19 protein-coding genes are annotated in these 18,824 nt (G+C 61.3%); 11 read left to right on the top strand and 8 right to left on the bottom strand.

The window, feature by feature from the left end:
- Nucleotides 1–11: 11 nt before the first annotated feature.
- Together dprA and AACY30_RS22030 are read left to right on the top strand one after the other, a co-directional pair.
- Entirely contained in the window at nucleotides 12–1,106 is a 1,095-nt protein-coding gene (gene dprA / locus AACY30_RS22025; RefSeq protein WP_339470525.1) for a DNA-processing protein DprA, read from the top strand.
- Between the two features lie 54 nt (nucleotides 1,107–1,160).
- Complete coding sequence (locus tag AACY30_RS22030; RefSeq protein ID WP_012721468.1) at nucleotides 1,161–1,718, top strand: L-threonylcarbamoyladenylate synthase; 558 nt, start codon at nucleotides 1,161–1,163, stop codon at nucleotides 1,716–1,718.
- Nucleotides 1,719–1,785: 67 nt separating this feature from the next.
- Here the strand turns inward: AACY30_RS22030 and AACY30_RS22035 are convergent, their stop codons facing one another.
- The gene (locus AACY30_RS22035) at nucleotides 1,786–2,763 is read right to left on the bottom strand and encodes a quinone oxidoreductase family protein (protein ID WP_339470524.1); all 978 of its coding nucleotides are present in this window, start codon (nucleotides 2,761–2,763) and stop codon (nucleotides 1,786–1,788) included.
- A gap of 159 nt (nucleotides 2,764–2,922) precedes the next feature.
- On the opposite strand from AACY30_RS22035, the gene hemF reads away from it, so the two are divergent.
- Nucleotides 2,923–3,855, top strand: a complete 933-nt coding sequence (gene hemF, locus AACY30_RS22040; RefSeq protein ID WP_339470522.1) for an oxygen-dependent coproporphyrinogen oxidase — start codon at nucleotides 2,923–2,925, stop codon at nucleotides 3,853–3,855.
- Entirely contained in the window at nucleotides 3,855–4,673 is an 819-nt protein-coding gene (gene aroE, locus AACY30_RS22045) for a shikimate dehydrogenase (protein WP_339541133.1), read from the top strand. The genes hemF and aroE overlap by 1 nt, the downstream gene beginning before the upstream one ends.
- Nucleotides 4,674–4,712: 39 nt before the next feature.
- Here aroE and AACY30_RS22050 read toward each other — a convergent pair whose 3' ends face one another.
- The 3 genes from AACY30_RS22050 to betC all read right to left on the bottom strand — a co-directional run bounded on the left by AACY30_RS22050 (nucleotide 4,713) and on the right by betC (nucleotide 8,827).
- Nucleotides 4,713–6,281 (bottom strand): SulP family inorganic anion transporter, encoded by a 1,569-nt coding sequence (locus AACY30_RS22050; protein ID WP_339470520.1) that lies wholly within the window; start codon nucleotides 6,279–6,281, stop codon nucleotides 4,713–4,715.
- Between the two features lie 98 nt (nucleotides 6,282–6,379).
- Nucleotides 6,380–7,294: a choline ABC transporter substrate-binding protein gene (gene choX / locus AACY30_RS22055; protein WP_339541134.1), complete on the bottom strand. Its 915-nt coding sequence runs from the start codon at nucleotides 7,292–7,294 to the stop codon at nucleotides 6,380–6,382.
- 18 nt (nucleotides 7,295–7,312) lie between these two features.
- Nucleotides 7,313–8,827 carry a choline-sulfatase gene (gene betC, locus AACY30_RS22060; protein WP_339470518.1) on the bottom strand — a complete coding sequence of 505 codons (1,515 nt, stop codon included), beginning with the start codon at nucleotides 8,825–8,827 and terminating at the stop codon, nucleotides 7,313–7,315.
- A gap of 103 nt (nucleotides 8,828–8,930) precedes the next feature.
- Between betC and AACY30_RS22065 the strand changes: the two genes are divergently transcribed.
- The 6 genes from AACY30_RS22065 (at nucleotide 8,931) to AACY30_RS22090 (ending at nucleotide 14,617) form a co-directional block, all read left to right on the top strand.
- Nucleotides 8,931–9,881, top strand: coding sequence for a choline sulfate utilization transcriptional regulator (locus AACY30_RS22065; RefSeq protein ID WP_339470517.1), 951 nt, complete (start codon nucleotides 8,931–8,933; stop codon nucleotides 9,879–9,881).
- A 31-nt stretch (nucleotides 9,882–9,912) separates the two neighbouring features.
- Nucleotides 9,913–10,239 carry a DOPA 4,5-dioxygenase family protein gene (locus AACY30_RS22070; protein ID WP_339470516.1) on the top strand — a complete coding sequence of 109 codons (327 nt, stop codon included), beginning with the start codon at nucleotides 9,913–9,915 and terminating at the stop codon, nucleotides 10,237–10,239.
- A gap of 164 nt (nucleotides 10,240–10,403) precedes the next feature.
- Nucleotides 10,404–11,363, top strand: a complete 960-nt coding sequence (locus AACY30_RS22075; RefSeq protein ID WP_339470514.1) for a 2-dehydro-3-deoxygalactonokinase — start codon at nucleotides 10,404–10,406, stop codon at nucleotides 11,361–11,363.
- 1 nt (nucleotide 11,364) lies between these two features.
- The gene (locus tag AACY30_RS22080; RefSeq protein WP_339470513.1) at nucleotides 11,365–11,985 is read left to right on the top strand and encodes a 2-dehydro-3-deoxy-6-phosphogalactonate aldolase; all 621 of its coding nucleotides are present in this window, start codon (nucleotides 11,365–11,367) and stop codon (nucleotides 11,983–11,985) included.
- Between the two features lie 48 nt (nucleotides 11,986–12,033).
- Nucleotides 12,034–13,182, top strand: coding sequence for a galactonate dehydratase (dgoD, locus tag AACY30_RS22085; RefSeq protein WP_012721479.1), 1,149 nt, complete (start codon nucleotides 12,034–12,036; stop codon nucleotides 13,180–13,182).
- A gap of 124 nt (nucleotides 13,183–13,306) precedes the next feature.
- Nucleotides 13,307–14,617 carry an MFS transporter gene (locus tag AACY30_RS22090; protein ID WP_339470512.1) on the top strand — a complete coding sequence of 437 codons (1,311 nt, stop codon included), beginning with the start codon at nucleotides 13,307–13,309 and terminating at the stop codon, nucleotides 14,615–14,617.
- Between the two features lie 146 nt (nucleotides 14,618–14,763).
- On the opposite strand, the gene AACY30_RS22095 is transcribed toward AACY30_RS22090, so the two are convergent.
- The 3 genes from AACY30_RS22095 to trpB all read right to left on the bottom strand — a co-directional run bounded on the left by AACY30_RS22095 (nucleotide 14,764) and on the right by trpB (nucleotide 17,376).
- Nucleotides 14,764–15,204, bottom strand: coding sequence for an anti-virulence regulator CigR family protein (locus tag AACY30_RS22095; RefSeq protein WP_339470511.1), 441 nt, complete (start codon nucleotides 15,202–15,204; stop codon nucleotides 14,764–14,766).
- A 136-nt stretch (nucleotides 15,205–15,340) separates the two neighbouring features.
- Nucleotides 15,341–16,150 carry a tryptophan synthase subunit alpha gene (trpA, locus tag AACY30_RS22100; protein ID WP_339470510.1) on the bottom strand — a complete coding sequence of 270 codons (810 nt, stop codon included), beginning with the start codon at nucleotides 16,148–16,150 and terminating at the stop codon, nucleotides 15,341–15,343.
- Nucleotides 16,150–17,376 (bottom strand): tryptophan synthase subunit beta, encoded by a 1,227-nt coding sequence (gene trpB / locus AACY30_RS22105; RefSeq protein ID WP_339419243.1) that lies wholly within the window; start codon nucleotides 17,374–17,376, stop codon nucleotides 16,150–16,152. Before trpB ends, trpA begins: the two co-directional genes overlap by 1 nt.
- Nucleotides 17,377–17,487: 111 nt before the next feature.
- Between trpB and AACY30_RS22110 the strand changes: the two genes are divergently transcribed.
- Entirely contained in the window at nucleotides 17,488–18,384 is an 897-nt protein-coding gene (locus tag AACY30_RS22110) for a LysR family transcriptional regulator (RefSeq protein ID WP_339470509.1), read from the top strand.
- On the opposite strand, the gene AACY30_RS22115 is transcribed toward AACY30_RS22110, so the two are convergent.
- On the bottom strand, nucleotides 18,381–18,707 hold the full coding sequence (locus AACY30_RS22115; protein ID WP_032885107.1) for a DUF883 family protein: 327 nt from the start codon (nucleotides 18,705–18,707) through the stop codon (nucleotides 18,381–18,383). The genes AACY30_RS22110 and AACY30_RS22115 overlap by 4 nt on opposite strands.
- Nucleotides 18,708–18,824 lie beyond the last annotated feature (117 nt).

An 18,824-nucleotide genomic window follows, 5' to 3' on the forward strand; every position in this document is an offset into this window, starting at 1 on the left:
AGGACGATCAAATGCACCCGATACACAACCAAGAAATCTCCCCGTCAGAACTGGAAGCCCGACTACGCTTGCACAGGCTGCCGGAACTGGGTCCGAAGCGTTTTCGCTTACTGATCGAAGCGTTCGGCTCTGCGTCAAAGGCCATCAGCGCGCCTGCCAGTGCCTGGCGTTCGCTGGGGTTGCCAGCCATTAGCGCCGATGCCCGGCGCAGTCATGAAGTACGCGACGGCGCCAGTGCGGCATTGGCCTGGCTGGCGTGCCCGGCCCAGCATTTGCTGATGTGGGACCAACCGGAGTACCCCGCTCTGCTCGCCGAGATTGATGATGCGCCGCCGCTTTTATTCGTCGCCGGTGACCCTGCAATCCTGGAAAGACCGCAACTGGCGATGGTCGGAAGTCGTCGCGCGTCTCGTCCTGGCATGGACACCGCCGCTGCGTTTTCGCGCAGTCTGGCGAGCGCTGGTTTCGTCATCACCAGTGGCCTTGCATTAGGCATCGACGGCGCAGCCCATCAAGCGGCATTGGAGGTGGGCGGTCAGACAATCGGCGTCCTCGGCACCGGGCTCGAAAATTTTTATCCACAACGCCACAGACGGCTCGCGGAGGCGATGATTGACCAGGGCAGCGCCGTGGTTTCCGAGTTTCCACTGAACGCCCCGCCCCAGGCCAGCAACTTTCCCAGGCGTAACCGGATCATCAGTGGTTTGTCCCTGGGCGTACTGGTGGTGGAAGCCGGCATGGCCAGTGGTTCGCTGATCACCGCGAAGCTGGCGGCCGAGCAGGGGCGTGAGGTGTATGCGATCCCGGGCTCCATCCATCATCCCGGCGCCAAGGGCTGTCATCAGTTGATCCGCGACGGCGCGGTGCTGGTGGAGACCATCGAGCATATCCTTGAAGGTTTGCGTGGCTGGCAAGCGCTGTCGCGCCCGGCGCCGATGCCTGTCGTCCATCCGCTGGTGGCGCTGTTGCACGCAGCACCCCAGACCAGCGAGGCCCTGGTGATTGCCAGCGGGCGCCCGTTGTCCCAAGTGCTGGCGACGCTGACCGAGTTGGAGCTGGAAGGCCAGGTTATCTGTGAAAATGGGCGCTGGCTTGCGCGCTGCTAGGTTTTGTAAAGAAGATCGGTAAACTGCGCAGAGCTTTAGTCTGGAGAGTAAACAATGGTCAACCGGTGGCGTGTGCTGGAAACCGCACGAGAAATTCGCGCAGGCGCGGTGATTGCCTATCCAACAGAAGCGGTTTGGGGCCTTGGCTGCGACCCGTGGAATGAAGAAGCAGTGGACCGTTTGCTCGCCATCAAGAACCGCTCGGTGGACAAGGGCCTGATCCTGGTGGCGGACAATATCCGCCAGTTCGACTTTCTGTTCGAAGACTTCCCCCAGGATTGGATCGATCGCATGGCCAGCACCTGGCCTGGCCCGAACACCTGGCTGGTGCCTCATCAGGGGTTGCTGCCGGAATGGGTGACAGGTGTGCACGACACCGTCGCGGTGCGGGTCACTGACCATCCGCTGGTGCGGGATTTGTGCTCGTTGGTAGGGCCTTTGATTTCCACCTCGGCCAACCCCCAGGGGCGCCCGGCTGCGCGCACGCGGATCCGCGTTGAGCAGTACTTCCGTGGGCAGGTGGATCTGGTGTTGGGTGGTGCGCTGGGTGGGCGCAAGAACCCAAGCTTGATTCGGGATTTGGTGACGGGTGAGGTGGTGCGGCCTTCCTGAGACCGCCTCATGGCCATCGCGGGCTTGCCCGCGATGAGGCCCTTACAGACTCCAGATATCCATTGCTTTACGGCAGGAGAATGGTCGACCCAGTCGTCCGTCGCCCCGACAACTCGGTCTGCGCCTTTGCCGCATCCGCCAGCGAATACCGCTGGTTGATATCAATACGCACCTTGCCACTCTTGATCATCGAGAACAGGTCATCAGCCATCGCCTGCAAGTTCTGCGGGTTGTTGGCATAGGTCGCCAAGGTTGGCCGGGTGACGTACAGCGAGCCCTTGGCCGACAGAATCCCCAGGTTCACCCCATCCACCGCGCCTGACGCATTGCCGAAGCTCACCACCAGCCCACGCGGCGCCACGCTGTCCAGCGACGTCAGCCAGGTGTCCTTGCCGACGCCGTCGTACACCACCGGGACTTTTTTGCCGTCGGTCAATTCCAACACGCGCTCTGCGACGTTTTCCTTGCTGTAGTCGATGGTTTCCCAGGCGCCGAGGGATTTGGCCAGTGCGGCCTTTTCCGGCGAGCTCACGGTACCGATCAACTTCACGCCCAGGGCCTTGGCCCATTGGCAGGCCAGCGAACCCACGCCACCGGCAGCGGCGTGGAACAGGATGGTTTCACCGGCTTTCACTTCATAGGTCTGGCGCAGCAGGTACTGCACGGTCAGGCCCTTGAGCATGGCGCCGGCCGCTTGTTCGAAGCTGATCTCGTCCGGCAGGTGCACCAGGTTGGCGGCGGGCAGCACGTGCAGATGGCTGTAGGCACCCAACGGACCACTGCCGTAGGCCACACGGTCGCCGACCTTGAATTGGGTGACTTCGCTGCCGATCGCGTCGACCACGCCGGCGCCCTCTGCGCCCAACCCTGAAGGCAATGCTGGCGGCGCGTACAGACCACTGCGGAAATAGGTGTCGATGAAGTTCAGGCCGATCGCCTCGTTACGCACGCGAACCTGCTGCGGGCCAGGCTCCGCTGGCGTGTAGTCGACATACTCAAGCACTTCGGGACCGCCATGGGCGCTGAACTGGATACGTTTTGCCATCTGCCTTCTCCTTGGTTCGAACTCGCGTAGCCGCCTATCGAACTCCTAAGCTTGATCTTCGTCAACTGCGGCGCAATGGGGTGCGGTGTTATCCTGTGCGCCCATTTGCCGCCGACGCCCAATGGCTTCGCGTAGCTTTGCCCGATTCAAGGTGATGCCATGACTACCCGCACCGAGGCCGTAAAGGCCTACCTGCTTGATCTGCAAGACCGCATTTGCAGCGCCCTGGAAACCTTCGAGACGGACACTCGCTTTATCGAAGACGCCTGGACCCGGCCTGCCGGCGGCGGCGGTCGCACCCGTGTGATTACAAACGGTTCGGTGATCGAAAAAGGCGGCGTTAACTTCTCCCACGTATTTGGCAGCGGTCTCCCACCGTCCGCCAGTGCGCATCGCCCAGAGTTGGCCGGTCGCGGCTTTGAGGCCTTGGGCGTATCGCTGGTGATCCACCCGCATAATCCCCACGTACCGACTTCCCACGCCAACGTGCGCTTTTTCATCGCCGAAAAAGAAGGCGAAGAGCCGGTGTGGTGGTTTGGCGGCGGTTTCGACCTCACGCCCTACTACGGCAACGAAGAAGACTGCATCCACTGGCACCGCGTGGCCGAGCAGGCCTGCGCGCCGTTCGGCCCGGACGTGTATTCGCGCTACAAGGCTTGGTGCGACAGTTATTTCCATATCAAGCACCGCAATGAACCGCGTGGCATTGGCGGCCTGTTCTTCGATGACGTGAACGAGTGGGACTTCGACACCTGCTTCGCCTTTATCCGCGCCATCGGCGACGCTTATATCGACGCCTACCTGCCGATCGTGCAGCGCCGAAAGTCCATCGCCTACACCGAGCAACAGCGCGAATTCCAGGAATTCCGCCGCGGCCGCTATGTTGAATTCAACCTGGTCTACGACCGTGGCACCCTGTTTGGTCTGCAATCGGGCGGGCGCACTGAGTCGATCCTGATGTCGCTGCCACCGCAAGTGCGCTGGAGCTATGACTGGAAGGCCGAGGCTGGCAGCGAAGAAGCGCGCCTTACCGATTATTTCCTGCAAGACCGCGACTGGCTGGGCCTTGCTGCGCCCAAGGCGGCGGTCTGATGGACCGTTATGTGGTGTTCGGCAATCCCATCGGCCACAGCAAGTCGCCGCTGATCCACCGCATGTTCGCAGAGCAGACGGGCGAGCACTTGGACTACAGCACCTTGCTTGCGCCGCTGGAGGATTTCACCGGCTGCGCCCGTGAGTTTTTCCTACAAGGCCGTGGCGCCAATGTGACTGTGCCGTTCAAGGAAGACGCCTACCGCCTGGCCAACACCCTCACCGAGCGCGCCCAACGCGCAGGCGCGGTGAACACCTTGAGTAAACTCGCCGACGGCACCTTGCTCGGCGACAACACCGACGGCGCCGGCCTGGTGCGCGACCTCGAGGTAAACGCCGGGTTGACGCTGCAAGGCAAACGCATCCTGCTGCTGGGCGCCGGTGGGGCGGTGCGCGGTGCGCTGGAACCGTTACTGGCCGAACAGCCGGCTTCGCTGATCATCGCCAACCGCACGGTGGAAAAGGCTGAGTTGCTCGCCGAGTTGTTTGACGATCTGGGCCCCGTATCTGCCAGTGGGTTCGACTGGCTGCGCGAGCCGGTAGACGTGATCATCAACGCTACGTCGGCCAGCCTGTCAGGCGATGTACCGCCGATTGCTGGCAGCCTGATCGAGCCGGGTAACACCTTTTGCTACGACATGATGTATGCCAAGGAACCTACCCCGTTCTGCCGCTGGGCGACTGAACAAGGCGCAGCCTTGGCAATGGATGGGTTGGGCATGTTGGTGGAGCAAGCGGCGGAAGCGTTCTACCTGTGGCGCGGTGTGCGCCCGGAGTCGGCGCCGGTGTTGGCCGAGCTGCGCCGGCAGTTGGCTTAACTCAAATCTAAGGTGGGCACAGTCAATGTGTGTGCGGGCTCAGTCTTCGAAATGGAGGGGGCACTTGTCGGGCCCCTCTAGTTTTTTCAACTCATCCACCACCTGCGGCCTAGCCCGGCGCAACGTCAAACTTCGCCCCAACCCCTTCAACCTCCGCGCTTCCTGGTGCAGCATCTCCACCCCCGAATAATCGATGAAGTTGATTTGCTGCGCCTCAATCACCACCCGCTCGCCCTGCAAACTTTGCAGGCGTACTTGCAGATACTGGCTGGCCCCAAAAAAGATTGAGCCGCCCACCCGCAGCACATCCTCATCCCCGTCTCGCCATTGCTGAACCCGAGGTTGCGACGTGCGTTTGAGATAGAAAAACAGCGATGCCAGCACCCCGGCGTAAATCGCGGTTTGCAGCTCCAGGAGTAAGGTGGCGACGCACGTCAGGCTCATCACCACAAACTCTGCGCGACTGACGCGGAACAACGCGCGAATGCCGCGATGGTCCACCAACCCCCAGCAAATCAGCAGGATGCTCGCGGCCATGCTCGGGATTGGAATGTGCGCGATCAGCGCCGCACCAAACAAGGCGAACAACGCCACCCACAGCGCAGAAAACACGCCGGCCAACGGCGAGCAGGCGCCCGCCTCATAGCTGAGGCCCGAACGTGTAAAGGAGCCTGCCGACAGATAACCAGAGAAAAATCCGCCAACGATATTGGATAGACCTTGCGCACGAACTTCTTGGTTGGCATCAAGCAATTGCTGCGAACGCGCCGACAGCGAGCGGGCAATCGACAGGCTGGTCACCAGCCCCAACATGCCCACCGCCACGGCGCTGGGCAGCAGGCGCAGGATCATGTCCAGGTCCATCGGCAACGGGCTGAACGGCGGTAGCTTGCCAATAAACGAACTGACCAGCGCCACATGCCCGAACATCGCCGGCCACAACCACGCCACCAGGCTGCTCAAAGCCAGCGCGATCAACAGCGTCGGCCAACGGGGCACCAGGTACTTGAGCAGTGCGCCCACCAGTAGAGTTCCCAGCCCCAGGGCAAGGGATGCGTGGTCCCATTCGCCGCTGTGGTGGATCAGTGCCAGCAGGCTATTGATCGCCGTGGCCTGGCTCGGTAGATCCAGCCCCAACAGGTTGGGCAATTGCCCCACGGCAATCACCACGGCGGCGCCCAGGGTGAAACCGAGCACCACCGAGTGGGAGACAAAATTCACCAGCGCGCCGAAGCGCAGCATGCCCAGCAGCCACTGGAAAACCCCGGCGAGGAAGGTGAGCAGCAAAATCAGGGTGATGTAGTCCTGGGAGCCCGGCACGGCCAAGGGACTGACGCTGGCATACAGCACAATGGAAATCGCCGCCGTGGGCCCGCAGATCAGGTGCCAGGATGAACCCCAGAGGCACGCGATCAGCACCGGGATGATCGCAGCGTACAGGCCGTATTCGGGGGGCAGACCGGCGATCAGTGCGTAGGCAATCGACTGTGGCAGGGCGAGCACGGCGCCGCTGAGGCCGACCAGTGCGTCCCGACCGACGCTGGCGCGGGTCTGGCGCGGGAGCCAGGCGAGGAAGGGGAAGAGTGTATGGCGGTTGGGCCGGGGCATCGCGAACTCGGTTTAAAGGTTTGGCGCAGAATATCAGTACTGATTAGTTCCCGTGGGAGGGGGACTTGCCCCCTCCCACATTTGGATTGCATCAAGCCTTAGAGTTTGGCTTTAACTGCAGATAGTGCGTCTTTGCCGTCCAGTGTTTTTACACCATCCAACCATTTGTCCAACACCGCTGGGTTGGATTTGATCCACGCCTTCGCCGCCTCAGCGTTGCTGACCTTGTTATTGGCCACCTGCGCCATGATTGCGTTCTCCATCTCCTGAGTAAAGCTCAGGTTGGTCAGCAATTTCCCTACATTCGGGCAGCCCTGCGCATAGCCCTTGCGGGTCAGGGTGTACACGCTGCCGGTGTCGCCAAAGTATTTCTCGCCTCCTTTGAGGTAGTGCATTTTCAACTGCACGTTCATCGGGTGCGGGGTCCAGCCAAGGAAGGTGACGAATTTCTGCTTCTTAACAGCCCGTGATACTTCGGCGAGCATCGCCTGTTCGCTGGACTCCACCAGCTTCCACTGGCCGAGATCAAAGTCGTTTTTCTTGATGATTTCCTGCAGCGAGATATTCGCCGGCGCACCGGAGCCGATGCCATAGATTTTCTTGCCGAACTTGTCGGTAAACTTGTTCAAGTCGGCGAAGTCATGCACCCCGGCGTCCCATACGTAGTCGGGCACGGCGAGGGTGAACTCGGTGCCGTCGAGGTTTTTCGCCAGTTGCGCCACATCGCCGTTGGCCACAAACTTGTCGTAGAAGCCTTGCTGCGCCGGCATCCAGTTACCCAGGAACACATCCACCTGGCCGTCCTTGAGCCCGCCGAAGATGATCGGGACCGCGAGGGTGTCGACCTTGGCCTTGTAGCCCATGCCGGTCAGTAAAAAACCGGTGATGGCATTGGTGGCCGCAATATCGCTCCAGCCTGGATCGGCCATCTTTATCGTTTCGCAGCTGGCGTCCGCGTACACATTGGCACTACTCAACACCAACATACCCAGCACTACAGTCAACTTTTGCATGGCCTTCCCTCAGTCTATTTATTGGTTTTGGCAGGGTTGTGGATAACGTGCCTTGCGCTCCAGGTCGTCGAGGTCGATGTGGTTGCGCATGTACTGCTGACTGGCGTCCACCCATGGCTGGTGATCCCAGCTCTTCAGCTTGCCTTGGGTCAGTGCTTCAAACACCAGACGGCGGCGGCGTTGGCTGACGAGCACCTGTTGGTGGATCGCCGGGATGTCCCATTTGGCCCGCGCCTCGTCAAGGAAGGCTGCAAACAGCGCCTGATGCTGCGGCGACTGGCTGAGTTCTTCCTGTTCCCGAGGGTCATTGTGTACATCGAACAGTAGACAAGGGTCGTCTTCGCTGTAGATGAATTTGTACGCGCCACGGCGAATCATCATCAGCGGGCTGATGGTGCCTTCAGCCATGTATTCGCCGAACACCTCGTCGTGCCCCCCCTGCCCTTGCAAGTGTGGGACCAGCGAACGGCCGTCCAGCGGCAGGCGCGGGTCCAGCTCGCCGCCGGCCAGTTCCACCAGGGTCGGCAACAGGTCGGCGGTGGACACGGCTTTGGACACGCGGCCTGCCGCGAATTGCCCCGGCGCACTCACCAGCAGTGGCACGCGGGCGGCCATTTCGAACCAGTGCATTTTGTACCAGAGGCCGCGCTCGCCGAGCATGTCGCCGTGGTCGCCGGAGAAGATGATGATCGTGTCGTCGGCCAGGCCGGTGTCTTCCAGGGTTTGCATGAGCTTGCCGACATTGCTGTCGATGTAGCTGCACGCGCCGAAGTAGGCACGGCGCGCATCACGAATCTTATCCACAGGCAGCGGCTTGTCCCACAGGTCGTAGACCTTGAGCAGGCGCTGGGAATGCGGGTCGAGATCACCTTGCGCGGGTGTTGCAGGCAACGGGATGTCGGCGTCGTCGTACAGGTCCCAGAATGGCTTGGGAATCGTGTACGGATCGTGTGGGTGAGTCATCGACACGGTCAGGCAGAACGGCTGGTCGCCGTCCTCGCGGATGTGATCGAACAGGTATTGCTGCGCCTTGAACACCACTTCTTCGTCGAAATCCAGCTGGTTGGTGCGCACGCACGGGCCGGCTTGCAGCACCGAGGACATGTTGTGATACCAAGTGGGTCGTACGTCCGGCTCATCCCAGTTCACCGCCCAGCCGTAGTCGGCGGGGTAAATGTCGCTGGTCAGGCGTTCTTCATAACCGTGCAGTTGATCTGGTCCGCAGAAGTGCATCTTGCCCGACAACGCGGTGCGGTAGCCGAGGCGCCGAAGGTAGTGGGCATAGGTCGGCATATCGGCGGGGAAATCGGCGGCGTTGTCGTAGGCGCCTATCTTGCTCGGCAACTGGCCGCTGACCAGCGTGAAACGCGACGGTGCACACAGCGGGCTGTTGCAGTACGCCGCGTCGAACACCACGCCCTGCGTAGCGAGGCGGCTTAGATTAGGCAGCTTGATAGGCGAAGAACCGTAGAGCGGAAGCAACGGCGCGGCCATTTGATCGGCCATGATAAAAAGAATGTTCTTGCGCTTCATGGGTTCTCGGCATTCCATAGGCGATGTTTATGCGAATGAGCATGCAGCCCATGAAAACTGGGGTAAAGCCCATGAAAAGCAATGTCTAGGATAAGCACAGCTTATGTATGAAGCCCTCGGTGACGTGTCCCTCGATTTGCTGCGTGCCTTCGAAGCCGCAGCGCGCCACCGCAGCTTCACCGCCGCCGCGATGGAGCTGGGCACCACCCAACCGGCCATCAGCCAGCAGATCAAGCGCCTGGAAGAGCAACTGGCGATCCGCTTGTTTGATCGGATCTACCGTGGCATTGAGCTGACCGACGCCGGCGCCCTGTTGTTCGAGCATGTGCAAGGTGGCTTGCAGGCCATCAACCAAGGCCTGAGCGCGATCACCCAACAGGATCAACATGAAGTGCTGCAAGTCGCGACGGACTTTGCGTTTGCCGCCTACTGGTTGATGCCGCGCTTGCACCGCTTTCACCGCGCCAATCCCCAGGTAGACGTAAGCCTGGTGACCAGCGAACGCAACCACGCCACCCTGCGCAGCGATATCGATGTGGCGGTGCTGTTTGGCGATGGCCGTTTCAAGCAGGGCGACAGCCTGTGGCTGTTCAACGAAGAAGTGTTCCCGGTGTGCAGCCCGCAATGGCTGAAGAACCAGGCGACACCGCTGACTGTACAAAATTTGCACGATGTTCCTCTGCTGCACCTGCGTCAGGAAAACAACAGCCAGTGGTTCGACTGGAGCGGTGTGTTTCGCGAGCTGGGTATCACCACTGCACCCACTCCCGGCCAACTGCGCTTCGATAATTACACCCTGCTTATCCAGGCCGCGATTGCCGGCCAGGGCGTAGCCATCGGCTGGCGCCACCTGGTGGATAACTTGCTGGAGCAGGGCTGGTTGTGCCGGCCGGTGAGCGGCACGGTGATCTCGCGTTTCGGCTATTACGTGGTGCAGCCCCAGCGCAAACGCCGGAGGCAATTGGTCGAGCGGTTTGTCGACTGGCTGGTGGCCGAGCAGGCCAGCAGCGCGCAGTCGCTGACCGGGCTGGCCCTGCCGTCCATTGCGGTCTAGGATTTTGCGCACATTGGATCCGGAGTCGGTCATGCAACGTATCAAGGGCTATCACGCCCATATCTACTTTGACGCCAGCACCATTGAGCAGGCGCGCACCTTGTGCGAAGACGCCGCCAAACTCTTCCCGCTGCGCATGGGCCGTGTACACGAACGGCCCGTGGGCCCGCACCCGGACTGGAGCTGCCAGCTGGCGTTCGACGCCGAATACATTGGCGTGGTGTTGCCGTGGTTGGTGATCCATCGCAATGGGCTGGTGGTGTTCCTGCACCCCGATACCGGCGATGAGCTGAAGGATCACACCGACTACGCGGTGTGGATGGGGGCGGTGCGCGAGCTGGATCTGTCTGTTTTGTAACCTCTTTCTAATCCGCAACCCCCTGCTGCCTTAAAGGGTTGTGGGATTTTACGTGCTTAACTCCCAATATGTGGGACTGTTATTTATATATTGAGATATTCCTGATCATAGGTTTATATTCGCCCATCTGCTTTTTTCAGCACCCACTCATTTCAGGTGAAGCGATGCAGGCGCAATTGATCGCGCTCGATTGGGGAACCAGTTCCCTTCGTGCTTATAAACTCGGCCCCGCAGGCGTAGTGCTGGAACAGCGCTCGCTGGCGTGGGGCATCATGCATTTGCCCAGCGAGCCCCGCGACATCGCCGGCGTGCGCTGCAGCGATGGCTTCGAGTTGGCGTTCGACGCGGCATGCGGGGCTTGGCTCGAGGCGCAACCCGACCTCCCGGTGATCGCCTGCGGTATGGTCGGCAGCGCCCAGGGTTGGAGCGAAGCGGCTTATCGCAATACGCCCGTCGACGTCGCCCGCTTGGGTCAGGCGCTTCATAAGGTGCGCAGCCAGCGCGGGGTTGATGTGCATATCGTGCCCGGTGTGATCGAGCAAAGCGGTTTGCCCAACGTGATGCGCGGCGAAGAAACCCAAGTATTGGGCGTGCTGCAAGGGTTGGGCGCCGATGTATTGATCGGCCTGCCCGGCAGCCATTCCAAGTGGGTCGAGGTGGTCGATGGCTGCATCACTCACTTCGATACCTTCATGACCGGTGAGCTGTTTGCAGTGCTGAGCAAGCACAGCATCCTTGGCCGTACCCAGCAACCGTCCGCAATATTCCAGGCCGAAGCGTTTGACCGAGGCGTGCAAGTGGCGCTCTCCAAAGACGGCCTGCGCGGCGTGCTGTCCACCTTGTTCAGCGCGCGCACCCTTGGGCTCACCGCCCAACTCGCCCCCGACGAACAGCCCGATTACCTCTCGGGTTTGCTCATCGGCCATGAACTCGCCGGCTTGCCCGGCAAAGCCAAACACACGCCGATCATTCTGGTCGGTGCCGCGCCGCTCTGCGCCCGCTATCAACGCGCCCTCGCCCTCTGCGGCTTCGCCCACGTCAGCCTGGCGCAGGAAGCCAGCGAACGCGGCCTGTGGCAACTGGCAGTGGCGGCCGGGCTCACTCAACCTGTATCGGAGGCCTGACATGCTCAAGCAAGCACTCGCGCAAAACGGTTTGATCGCCATCCTGCGCGGCATCCGCCCGGACGAAGCCAAGGCCGTTGGCCAGGTGCTGTACGAGGCCGGGTTTCGGGTGATCGAAGTCCCGCTGAATTCGCCTGACCCTTACACCAGCATTCGTACTCTGCGCGACAGCCTGCCCGCCGATTGCCTGATCGGTGCCGGTACGGTGTTGCTGCCTGAGCAGGTCGAGCAGGTAAAAGCCGCGGGTGGCCAGGTGATCGTGATGCCTCACAGCGATGCCAAGGTGTTGCGTGCCGCGAAAACGGCGGGGCTGTTCCTGTCGCCGGGTGTGGCGACGCCGACCGAAGCCTTCGCCGCATTGGCCGAAGGCGCCGACGTATTGAAGCTGTTCCCGGCCGAGCAAATGGGCCCGGCTGTGATCAAGGCGTGGCTGGCGGTATTGCCGGCAGGCACCTTGCTGCTGCCGGTGGGTGGCATCACCCCGGACAACATGCAGGTGTTCATCGACGCCGGCGCTAAAGGCTTCGGGCTGGGTTCCGGGTTGTTCAAACCGGGCATGACAGTGGATCAGGTAGCGAGCCGCGCCCAGGCTTATGTCGCCGCCTGGAAAGCCCTGAGCTGACTATAAGTTCCGCGCCCACAGGCGCTGCATCTATAAGAGAGATAACAGATGAAAATCACCAAACTGACGACCTTTATCGTCCCGCCGCGCTGGTGCTTCCTCAAGGTCGAGACCGACCAAGGTGTGACCGGCTGGGGTGAGCCCGTGGTAGAGGGCCGCGCCCACACCGTGGCGGCTGCCGTCGAAGAACTGTCCGACTACCTGATCGGCAAAGACCCACGCAACATCGAAGACATCTGGACTGTGCTCTATCGCGGTGGCTTCTACCGCGGCGGCGCCGTGCACATGAGCGCCCTCGCCGGTATCGACCAGGCGCTGTGGGACATCAAGGGCAAGGCTCTTGGCGTGTCGGTCAGCGACTTGCTCGGTGGTCAGGTGCGCGACAAGATCCGCGTGTACTCGTGGATCGGCGGCGACCGCCCGGCCGACACCGCTCGTGCTGCCCAGGAAGCCGTGGCCCGTGGCTTCACTGCGGTGAAAATGAACGGCACCGAGGAATTGCAGTTCGTCGACAGCTTCGAAAAAGTCGACTTGGCTTTGGCCAACGTCGCCGCCGTGCGTGATGCCGTCGGCCCGAACGTCGGCATTGGCGTCGACTTCCATGGCCGGGTGCACAAGCCCATGGCCAAGGTGCTGATGAAAGAACTGGACCCGTACAAACTGATGTTTATCGAAGAGCCGGTGCTCAGCGAAAATTACGAAGCCCTCAAGGAACTGGCGCCACTGACCAGCACCCCGATTGCCCTGGGCGAGCGCCTGTTCTCGCGCTGGGACTTCAAGCGCGTGCTCAGCGAAGGCTACGTCGACATCATCCAGCCGGACGCCTCCCACGCTGGCGGCATCACCGAAACCCGCAAGATCGCGAACATGGCCGAAGCCTACGACGTGGCCCTGGCCCTGCACTGCCCGCTGGGCCCGATTGCCCTGGCGGCTTGCCTGCAACTGGACGCGGTTTGCTACAACGCGTTTATCCAGGAGCAAAGCCTGGGCATTCACTACAACGAGAGCAACGACTTGCTCGACTATGTGAAGGACCCGCGTGTATTCGATTACGACAAAGGCTTCGTGAAAATCCCTAACGGACCGGGCCTGGGTATCGAGATCAACGAGGAATACGTGATCGAACGCGCGGCCATCGGCCATCGCTGGCGCAACCCGATCTGGCGCCATGCCGACGGCAGCTTCGCCGAGTGGTGAGTCCTGACTGAAGGCGCGCGGTCAGAAATGTGGGAGCCGGCTTGCTCGCGCCCACATTTTTGATCCGGTTTCTTCAGTCAGCGCCATTCCAGACCTCAATAAACATAAGAAGAGGCACCCCCTCATGCACCCTGCATCCTCCACCGGGCAGGCGTCTTTAGTCACGCCTACCAGAAAGCGTTTTTTCATCATGGTGCTGCTGTTCATCACCGTGGTGATCAACTACCTCGACCGCAGCAACCTGTCGATCGCCGCCCCGGCGCTGACCAGTGAACTGGGGATCGACCCGGTGCACGTCGGCCTGATCTTCTCGGCCTTCGGCTGGACCTACGCCGCCATGCAAATCCCCGGTGGCTGGCTGGTCGACCGCGTGCCACCGCGCATCCTCTACACCGCTGCGCTGCTGTTGTGGTCCATCGCCACCGTGATGCTCGGCTTCGCCGCCAGCTTTATCGCGTTGTTCGTGCTGCGCATGGCGGTGGGCGCGCTGGAAGCGCCGGCCTACCCGATCAACAGCCGTGTGGTCACCACTTGGTTTCCCGAGCGCGAGCGCGCCACGGCGATTGGCGTCTACACCTCGGGCCAGTTTGTCGGGCTGGCGTTTCTCACGCCGGTACTGGCTTGGCTGCAGCACGCATTTGGTTGGCACATGGTGTTTGTCGCGACCGGTGGCGTGGGCATTGTGTGGGCGCTGATCTGGTACGCGGTGTACCGCGAGCCCAAGGATTTCAAAGGCGCGAACGCTGCGGAAATCGAGCTGATCCGTGAAGGCGGCGGGCTGGTGGACATGCAGGAAAAAACCGTCAAGGCGCCGTTCAGTTGGGTCGACCTGGGCATCGTGTTGAGCAAACGCAAACTCTGGGGGATCTACCTGGGGCAGTTCTGCCTCAACTCCACGCTGTGGTTCTTCCTGACCTGGTTCCCGACCTATTTGGTGAAGTATCGCGGCATGGACTTCATCAAGTCCGGCCTGCTGGCGTCCTTGCCATTTCTAGCGGCGTTTGTTGGTGTGCTGTGTTCCGGGATCTTTTCCGACTGGCTGATTCGCCGAGGTGCGTCGGTGGGCTTCGCACGCAAGTTGCCGATCATCAGTGGGCTGTTGATTTCCACGGCGATCATCGGCGCCAACTATGTGGACTCGACCGCGTGGGTAATTGCGTTCCTGGCCGTGGCGTTCTTTGGTAATGGCCTGGCGTCGATCACCTGGTCGCTGGTCTCGACTCTCGCGCCTGCACGGTTGCTGGGTTTGACCGGTGGGGTGTTCAACTTCATCGGCAACCTGTCGGCGATTGCTACACCGATCGTGATTGGCTTTTTGGCCAGCGGTGATTCGTTCGCGCCGGCGATTACCTATATTGCGGTGCTGGCGTTGCTTGGGGCGCTTTCCTATATCTTGCTGGTCGGCAAGGTCGAGCGGATCGAATTGAATGAGTAGCGCGTAGTGAGCGGGCTTGACCCGCGCTGGGCTGTGCAGCAGCCCAAAACCACACACCATATTCTGTCAGGCAGAAAGCGGTGTCTTCATTGGGGCGGCTTCGCCATCCATCGCGGGTCAAGCCCGCTCAAAGCTATTACTCGGCGTTAGTTGAGCACACCATCCAAGATCTCGTAGACGACGCCCGTACCCACGGCGATCAGTACCACATCCGGCCCCGAACGGCGCCATTCATAGCCCGGGTACACCGGCAGGCGTGCCAGGGCACGGCCGTCGAGGCGTTCACCGTAGTAACCACGCGGCAATGGCTGGCCACGTACCAGGCGCACGTTCGGCGGAGGCGGTGTGCCACGGGAGAACTGGCCGTGATTGTCGTGGATGATCTGCCGCACCGGGCCGAAGTCCTTGGGTGGGCCGCCGCGACGGTTGTCCTGAGGACCGCGATGCTCGTCGCCACGTTGTTCGTGCTGGCCTTGTGGGCCGCCACGGTCAGGGCCGCCTTGGTCATATGGCGCGGCTTGCACCAGGGCGCTGGCGCCGAGCACTAGCACGCCAAGGCCTGCAATCACGGATTTGGGCATTTTCATCGGGTATTCCTCAGGGCACACACACACAAAAGGGATCTCGAACGAGGTTCGAGATCCCTTGGTCTTGCTGTTTAGGCTGTGTCCGAGCGGGTTGATTCCTCTGTATCAGGAACTTTACCTACTGGTTACGGGGCCTTTACTTACGGGCGTTACGTACGCCTTCCGACAGCGCCGCGCAGAGGGTCAACACACCGTCGATGGCTTGTTGGTCATTGCTGGCATTGGCGATTTGATCGATCAGCGCCGAACCCACCACCACACCGTCCGCCAACCGCGCGATAGCCGCTGCTTGTTCCGGTGTACGAATACCGAAACCAATGCTGATCGGCAGGTCGGTATGCCGACGCAGGCGGGTCACGGCTTCTTCGACGTGCTCCAGGGTAGCGGCGCCGGCACCGGTCACACCAGCCACCGACACGTAGTACACAAAGCCGGAGCTGCCGTTGAGGACGGTCGGCAGGCGCACGTCATCGGTGGTCGGCGTGGTCAGGCGGATAAAGTCGATACCGGCGGCCTGGGCCGGGTCGCACAGTTCGCCGTTATGCTCAGGCGGCATGTCGACCACGATCACGCCATCCACGCCGGCTTCCTTGGCGTCGGCGATGAACTGCGGCACGCCGTATTTGTGGATCGGGTTGAAGTAGCCCATCAATACCAGCGGCGTGTCGTTGTTGTCCTTGCGGAACTCGCGGACCATTTGCAGGGTTTTCGCCAGGTTCTGCTTGGCTTCCAGCGCACGGATGTTAGCCAGCTGGATCGCCGGGCCGTCGGCCATCGGGTCGGTGAAAGGCATGCCCAGCTCGATCACGTCGGCGCCAGCGGTGGGCAAGCCCTTGAGGATCGCCAGCGAGGTGTCATAACCGGGGTCGCCGGCGGTGACGAAGGTCACCAGGGCGGCACGGTTTTGTTCTTTCAGCTGCGCAAAGCGGGTTTGCAGGCGGCTCATTAGTGTTTCTCCTGCTGGGACTGTTCCATGTGGTGCATCACGGTCTGCATGTCTTTGTCGCCACGGCCGGACAAGTTCACCACCATCAGGTGATCTTTCGGCAGGGTCGGTGCGCGTTTGAATACTTCGGCCAGGGCGTGGGCAGTTTCCAGAGCGGGAATAATCCCTTCCAGGCGGCAGCATTTGTGAAACGCTTCCAGGGCTTCGTGGTCGGTCACCGACGTGTACTGGGCGCGGCCGATGTCATGCAACCAGGCGTGTTCCGGGCCGATGCCGGGGTAGTCGAGGCCGGCGGAAATCGAGTGGGCGTCGATGATCTGGCCGTCGTCGTCCTGCAGCAGGAAGGTGCGGTTGCCGTGCAGCACACCCGGTACGCCGCCGTTGAGGCTGGCGGCATGCTTGCCGGTTTCGATGCCATAGCCTGCCGCTTCAACGCCGATGATTTCGACGCTGGTGTCATTCAGGAACGGGTGGAACAGGCCCATGGCGTTCGAGCCACCGCCGATACACGCCACCAGGCTGTCCGGCAGGCGACCTTCCTGGGCTTGCATCTGGTCACGGGTTTCCTTGCCGATCACTGCCTGGAAGTCGCGCACCATTGCAGGGTACGGGTGCGGGCCAGCCACGGTGCCGATCAGGTAGAAGGTGTCATCAACGTTGGTCACCCAGTCGCGCAGGGCTTCGTTCATCGCGTCTTTGAGCGTGCCGGTGCCGGACACTACCGGGATCACTTTGGCGCCCAACAGTTTCATGCGGAACACGTTGGCCTGTTGGCGCTCGATGTCGGTGGTGCCCATGTAGATCACGCAGTCGAGGCCGAAGCGCGCAGCCACGGTGGCGGTGGCCACACCGTGCATGCCGGCGCCGGTCTCGGCGATGATGCGTTTTTTGCCCATGCGCCGCGCCAGCAGGATCTGGCCGATGCAGTTGTTGATCTTGTGCGCGCCGGTGTGGTTTAGCTCTTCGCGCTTGAGGTAAATCTTGGCGCCGCCGCAGAACTCGGTCAGCCGCTCGGCGAAATACAGCGGGCTTGGTCGACCGACGTAGTCGCGCTGGAAGTAGGCCAATTCCTCGTTGAATGCCGGATCAATCTTGGCCGCTTCGTATTCACGGGCCAGCTCAAGGATCAACGGCATCAGGGTTTCAGCTACGTAGCGGCCGCCGAACGCGCCAAACAGGCCGTTGGCGTCAGGGCCGTTGCGTAGATCGGTCTGGGACTGAGTCATGGGACGCTCCAGGAAAAGAATCGGTGTGAGAAACAATGAGGGCCACTCTACCCCTGACGGCCTATGCTGAAAACCGATAAGATCGCCGTAACCTGTCAGGAAAACTCACAGATGAGCCGAGACCTTCCACCCCTCAATGCCCTTCGCGCGTTTGAAGCCACCGCGCGGTTGAACAGCGTCAGCCAAGCGGCTGAGCAATTGCACGTGACCCACGGTGCCGTCAGTCGGCAGTTGAAGGTGTTGGAGGAGCACCTCGGTGTCAGCTTGTTCGTCAAGGATGGGCGCGGCCTTAAACTCACAGATTCCGGCGTGCGGCTTCGGGATGCCAGCGCCGAAGCCTTCGAGCGATTAAGGGATGCATGTGCAGAGCTGACCCAGGCCAGCGCTGACGCGCCCTTCGTGCTTGGCTGTTCAGGTAGCCTGCTGGCGCGTTGGTTGATCCCGCGCCTGGGTCGCTTGAATGCGGACCTTCCGGATTTGCGCCTGCACCTGTCGGCAGGTGACGGTGATCTTGATCCTCGCCGCCCGGGCCTGGACGCCCTGCTGGTGTTTGCCGAACCGCCTTGGCCGGCGGATATGCAGGTGTATGAACTGGCCAGTGAACGCATCGGCCCGGTGATGAGCCCGCGTTTTACCGGCTACGAGCGGATGCGCGAGGCGCCCGCCGCTGCGTTGTGCGATGAGGCGTTACTGCACACCACATCGCGCCCGCAAGCTTGGCCCAGTTGGGCGCAGCAACACGGCATCAAGCCGGACGCGTTGAAACACGGCCAGGGTTTTGAGCATTTGTACTATTTACTGGAGGCGGCGGTGGCTGGGCTGGGTGTGGCGATTGCGCCGCAACCGCTGGTAGCAGAGGACTTGCGGGCGGGTCGCCTAGTGGCGCCGTGGGGGTTCAGCGAAACCCCGGCGCACCTGGCGTTGTGGCTACCCAAGCGCGCCGCAGACGGGCGCGCCGGGCAACTGGCGCAGTGGCTCAAGGCTGAGCTGTTGCGCCAGCCTATTTAGTCACCACGTTTGCACAGCAGATAGGCCGCCAGCAGACCCAATGCGCCTACAGCAACGCCGGCTGTAGTCCATGGGTGCTCTTGCGCGTAATCACGGGTAGCAACACTGGTTTCGCGAATTTTGACTTTGCTTTCTTCGTAGGCATCGCTGATCAGATGACGGGAATGCTTGAGGGCATTCTCGGCATTGCTTTTCAGGGCCTTCAACGTTTTGCGCGACTCGTCGGACGCATCGTCCTTGAGGCTCTCAAGGGACTTGAGTAGGCTCGAAATCTCGGCTTCCATGCTTTCCAGCGATGCTTTGCGTAAAGAAGTGTTGGCCATGTGGACATCTCCTGAAGTGATTGAGTGGCGTGTGTAGATACCGACTGCGGCCTATTCAAAAAGTGCAGTAAATCTGAACTTTCGAGGACGAATCGTCGACAGAAGCAGTAGGAACAT

Origin of the sequence: Pseudomonas sp. RA_5y_Pfl1_P24 (genome assembly GCF_963970945.1) — a bacterium.
Classification (GTDB): domain Bacteria; phylum Pseudomonadota; class Gammaproteobacteria; order Pseudomonadales; family Pseudomonadaceae; genus Aquipseudomonas; species Aquipseudomonas tritici.

Excerpts from the sequence above, each read along its gene's own strand:
- AACY30_RS22035 (WP_339470524.1), bottom strand. The coding sequence starts at position 2,763 with ATGGCAAAACGTATCCAGTTCAGCGCCCATGGCGGTCCCGAAGTGCTT.
- trpA (WP_339470510.1), bottom strand. The coding sequence starts at position 16,150 with ATGAGCCGCCTGCAAACCCGCTTTGCGCAGCTGAAAGAACAAAACCGT.
- AACY30_RS22095 (WP_339470511.1), bottom strand. The coding sequence starts at position 15,204 with ATGAAAATGCCCAAATCCGTGATTGCAGGCCTTGGCGTGCTAGTGCTC.
- AACY30_RS22080 (WP_339470513.1), top strand. The coding sequence starts at position 11,365 with ATGCTCAAGCAAGCACTCGCGCAAAACGGTTTGATCGCCATCCTGCGC.
- dprA (WP_339470525.1), top strand. The coding sequence starts at position 12 with ATGCACCCGATACACAACCAAGAAATCTCCCCGTCAGAACTGGAAGCC.
- AACY30_RS22065 (WP_339470517.1), top strand. The coding sequence starts at position 8,931 with ATGTATGAAGCCCTCGGTGACGTGTCCCTCGATTTGCTGCGTGCCTTC.
- hemF (WP_339470522.1), top strand. The coding sequence starts at position 2,923 with ATGACTACCCGCACCGAGGCCGTAAAGGCCTACCTGCTTGATCTGCAA.
- AACY30_RS22030 (WP_012721468.1), top strand. The coding sequence starts at position 1,161 with ATGGTCAACCGGTGGCGTGTGCTGGAAACCGCACGAGAAATTCGCGCA.
- AACY30_RS22090 (WP_339470512.1), top strand. The coding sequence starts at position 13,307 with ATGCACCCTGCATCCTCCACCGGGCAGGCGTCTTTAGTCACGCCTACC.
- betC (WP_339470518.1), bottom strand. The coding sequence starts at position 8,827 with ATGAAGCGCAAGAACATTCTTTTTATCATGGCCGATCAAATGGCCGCG.
- AACY30_RS22075 (WP_339470514.1), top strand. The coding sequence starts at position 10,404 with ATGCAGGCGCAATTGATCGCGCTCGATTGGGGAACCAGTTCCCTTCGT.
- AACY30_RS22110 (WP_339470509.1), top strand. The coding sequence starts at position 17,488 with ATGAGCCGAGACCTTCCACCCCTCAATGCCCTTCGCGCGTTTGAAGCC.
- dgoD (WP_012721479.1), top strand. The coding sequence starts at position 12,034 with ATGAAAATCACCAAACTGACGACCTTTATCGTCCCGCCGCGCTGGTGC.
- AACY30_RS22070 (WP_339470516.1), top strand. The coding sequence starts at position 9,913 with ATGCAACGTATCAAGGGCTATCACGCCCATATCTACTTTGACGCCAGC.
- trpB (WP_339419243.1), bottom strand. The coding sequence starts at position 17,376 with ATGACTCAGTCCCAGACCGATCTACGCAACGGCCCTGACGCCAACGGC.
- aroE (WP_339541133.1), top strand. The coding sequence starts at position 3,855 with ATGGACCGTTATGTGGTGTTCGGCAATCCCATCGGCCACAGCAAGTCG.
- AACY30_RS22115 (WP_032885107.1), bottom strand. The coding sequence starts at position 18,707 with ATGGCCAACACTTCTTTACGCAAAGCATCGCTGGAAAGCATGGAAGCC.
- choX (WP_339541134.1), bottom strand. The coding sequence starts at position 7,294 with ATGCAAAAGTTGACTGTAGTGCTGGGTATGTTGGTGTTGAGTAGTGCC.
- AACY30_RS22050 (WP_339470520.1), bottom strand. The coding sequence starts at position 6,281 with ATGCCCCGGCCCAACCGCCATACACTCTTCCCCTTCCTCGCCTGGCTC.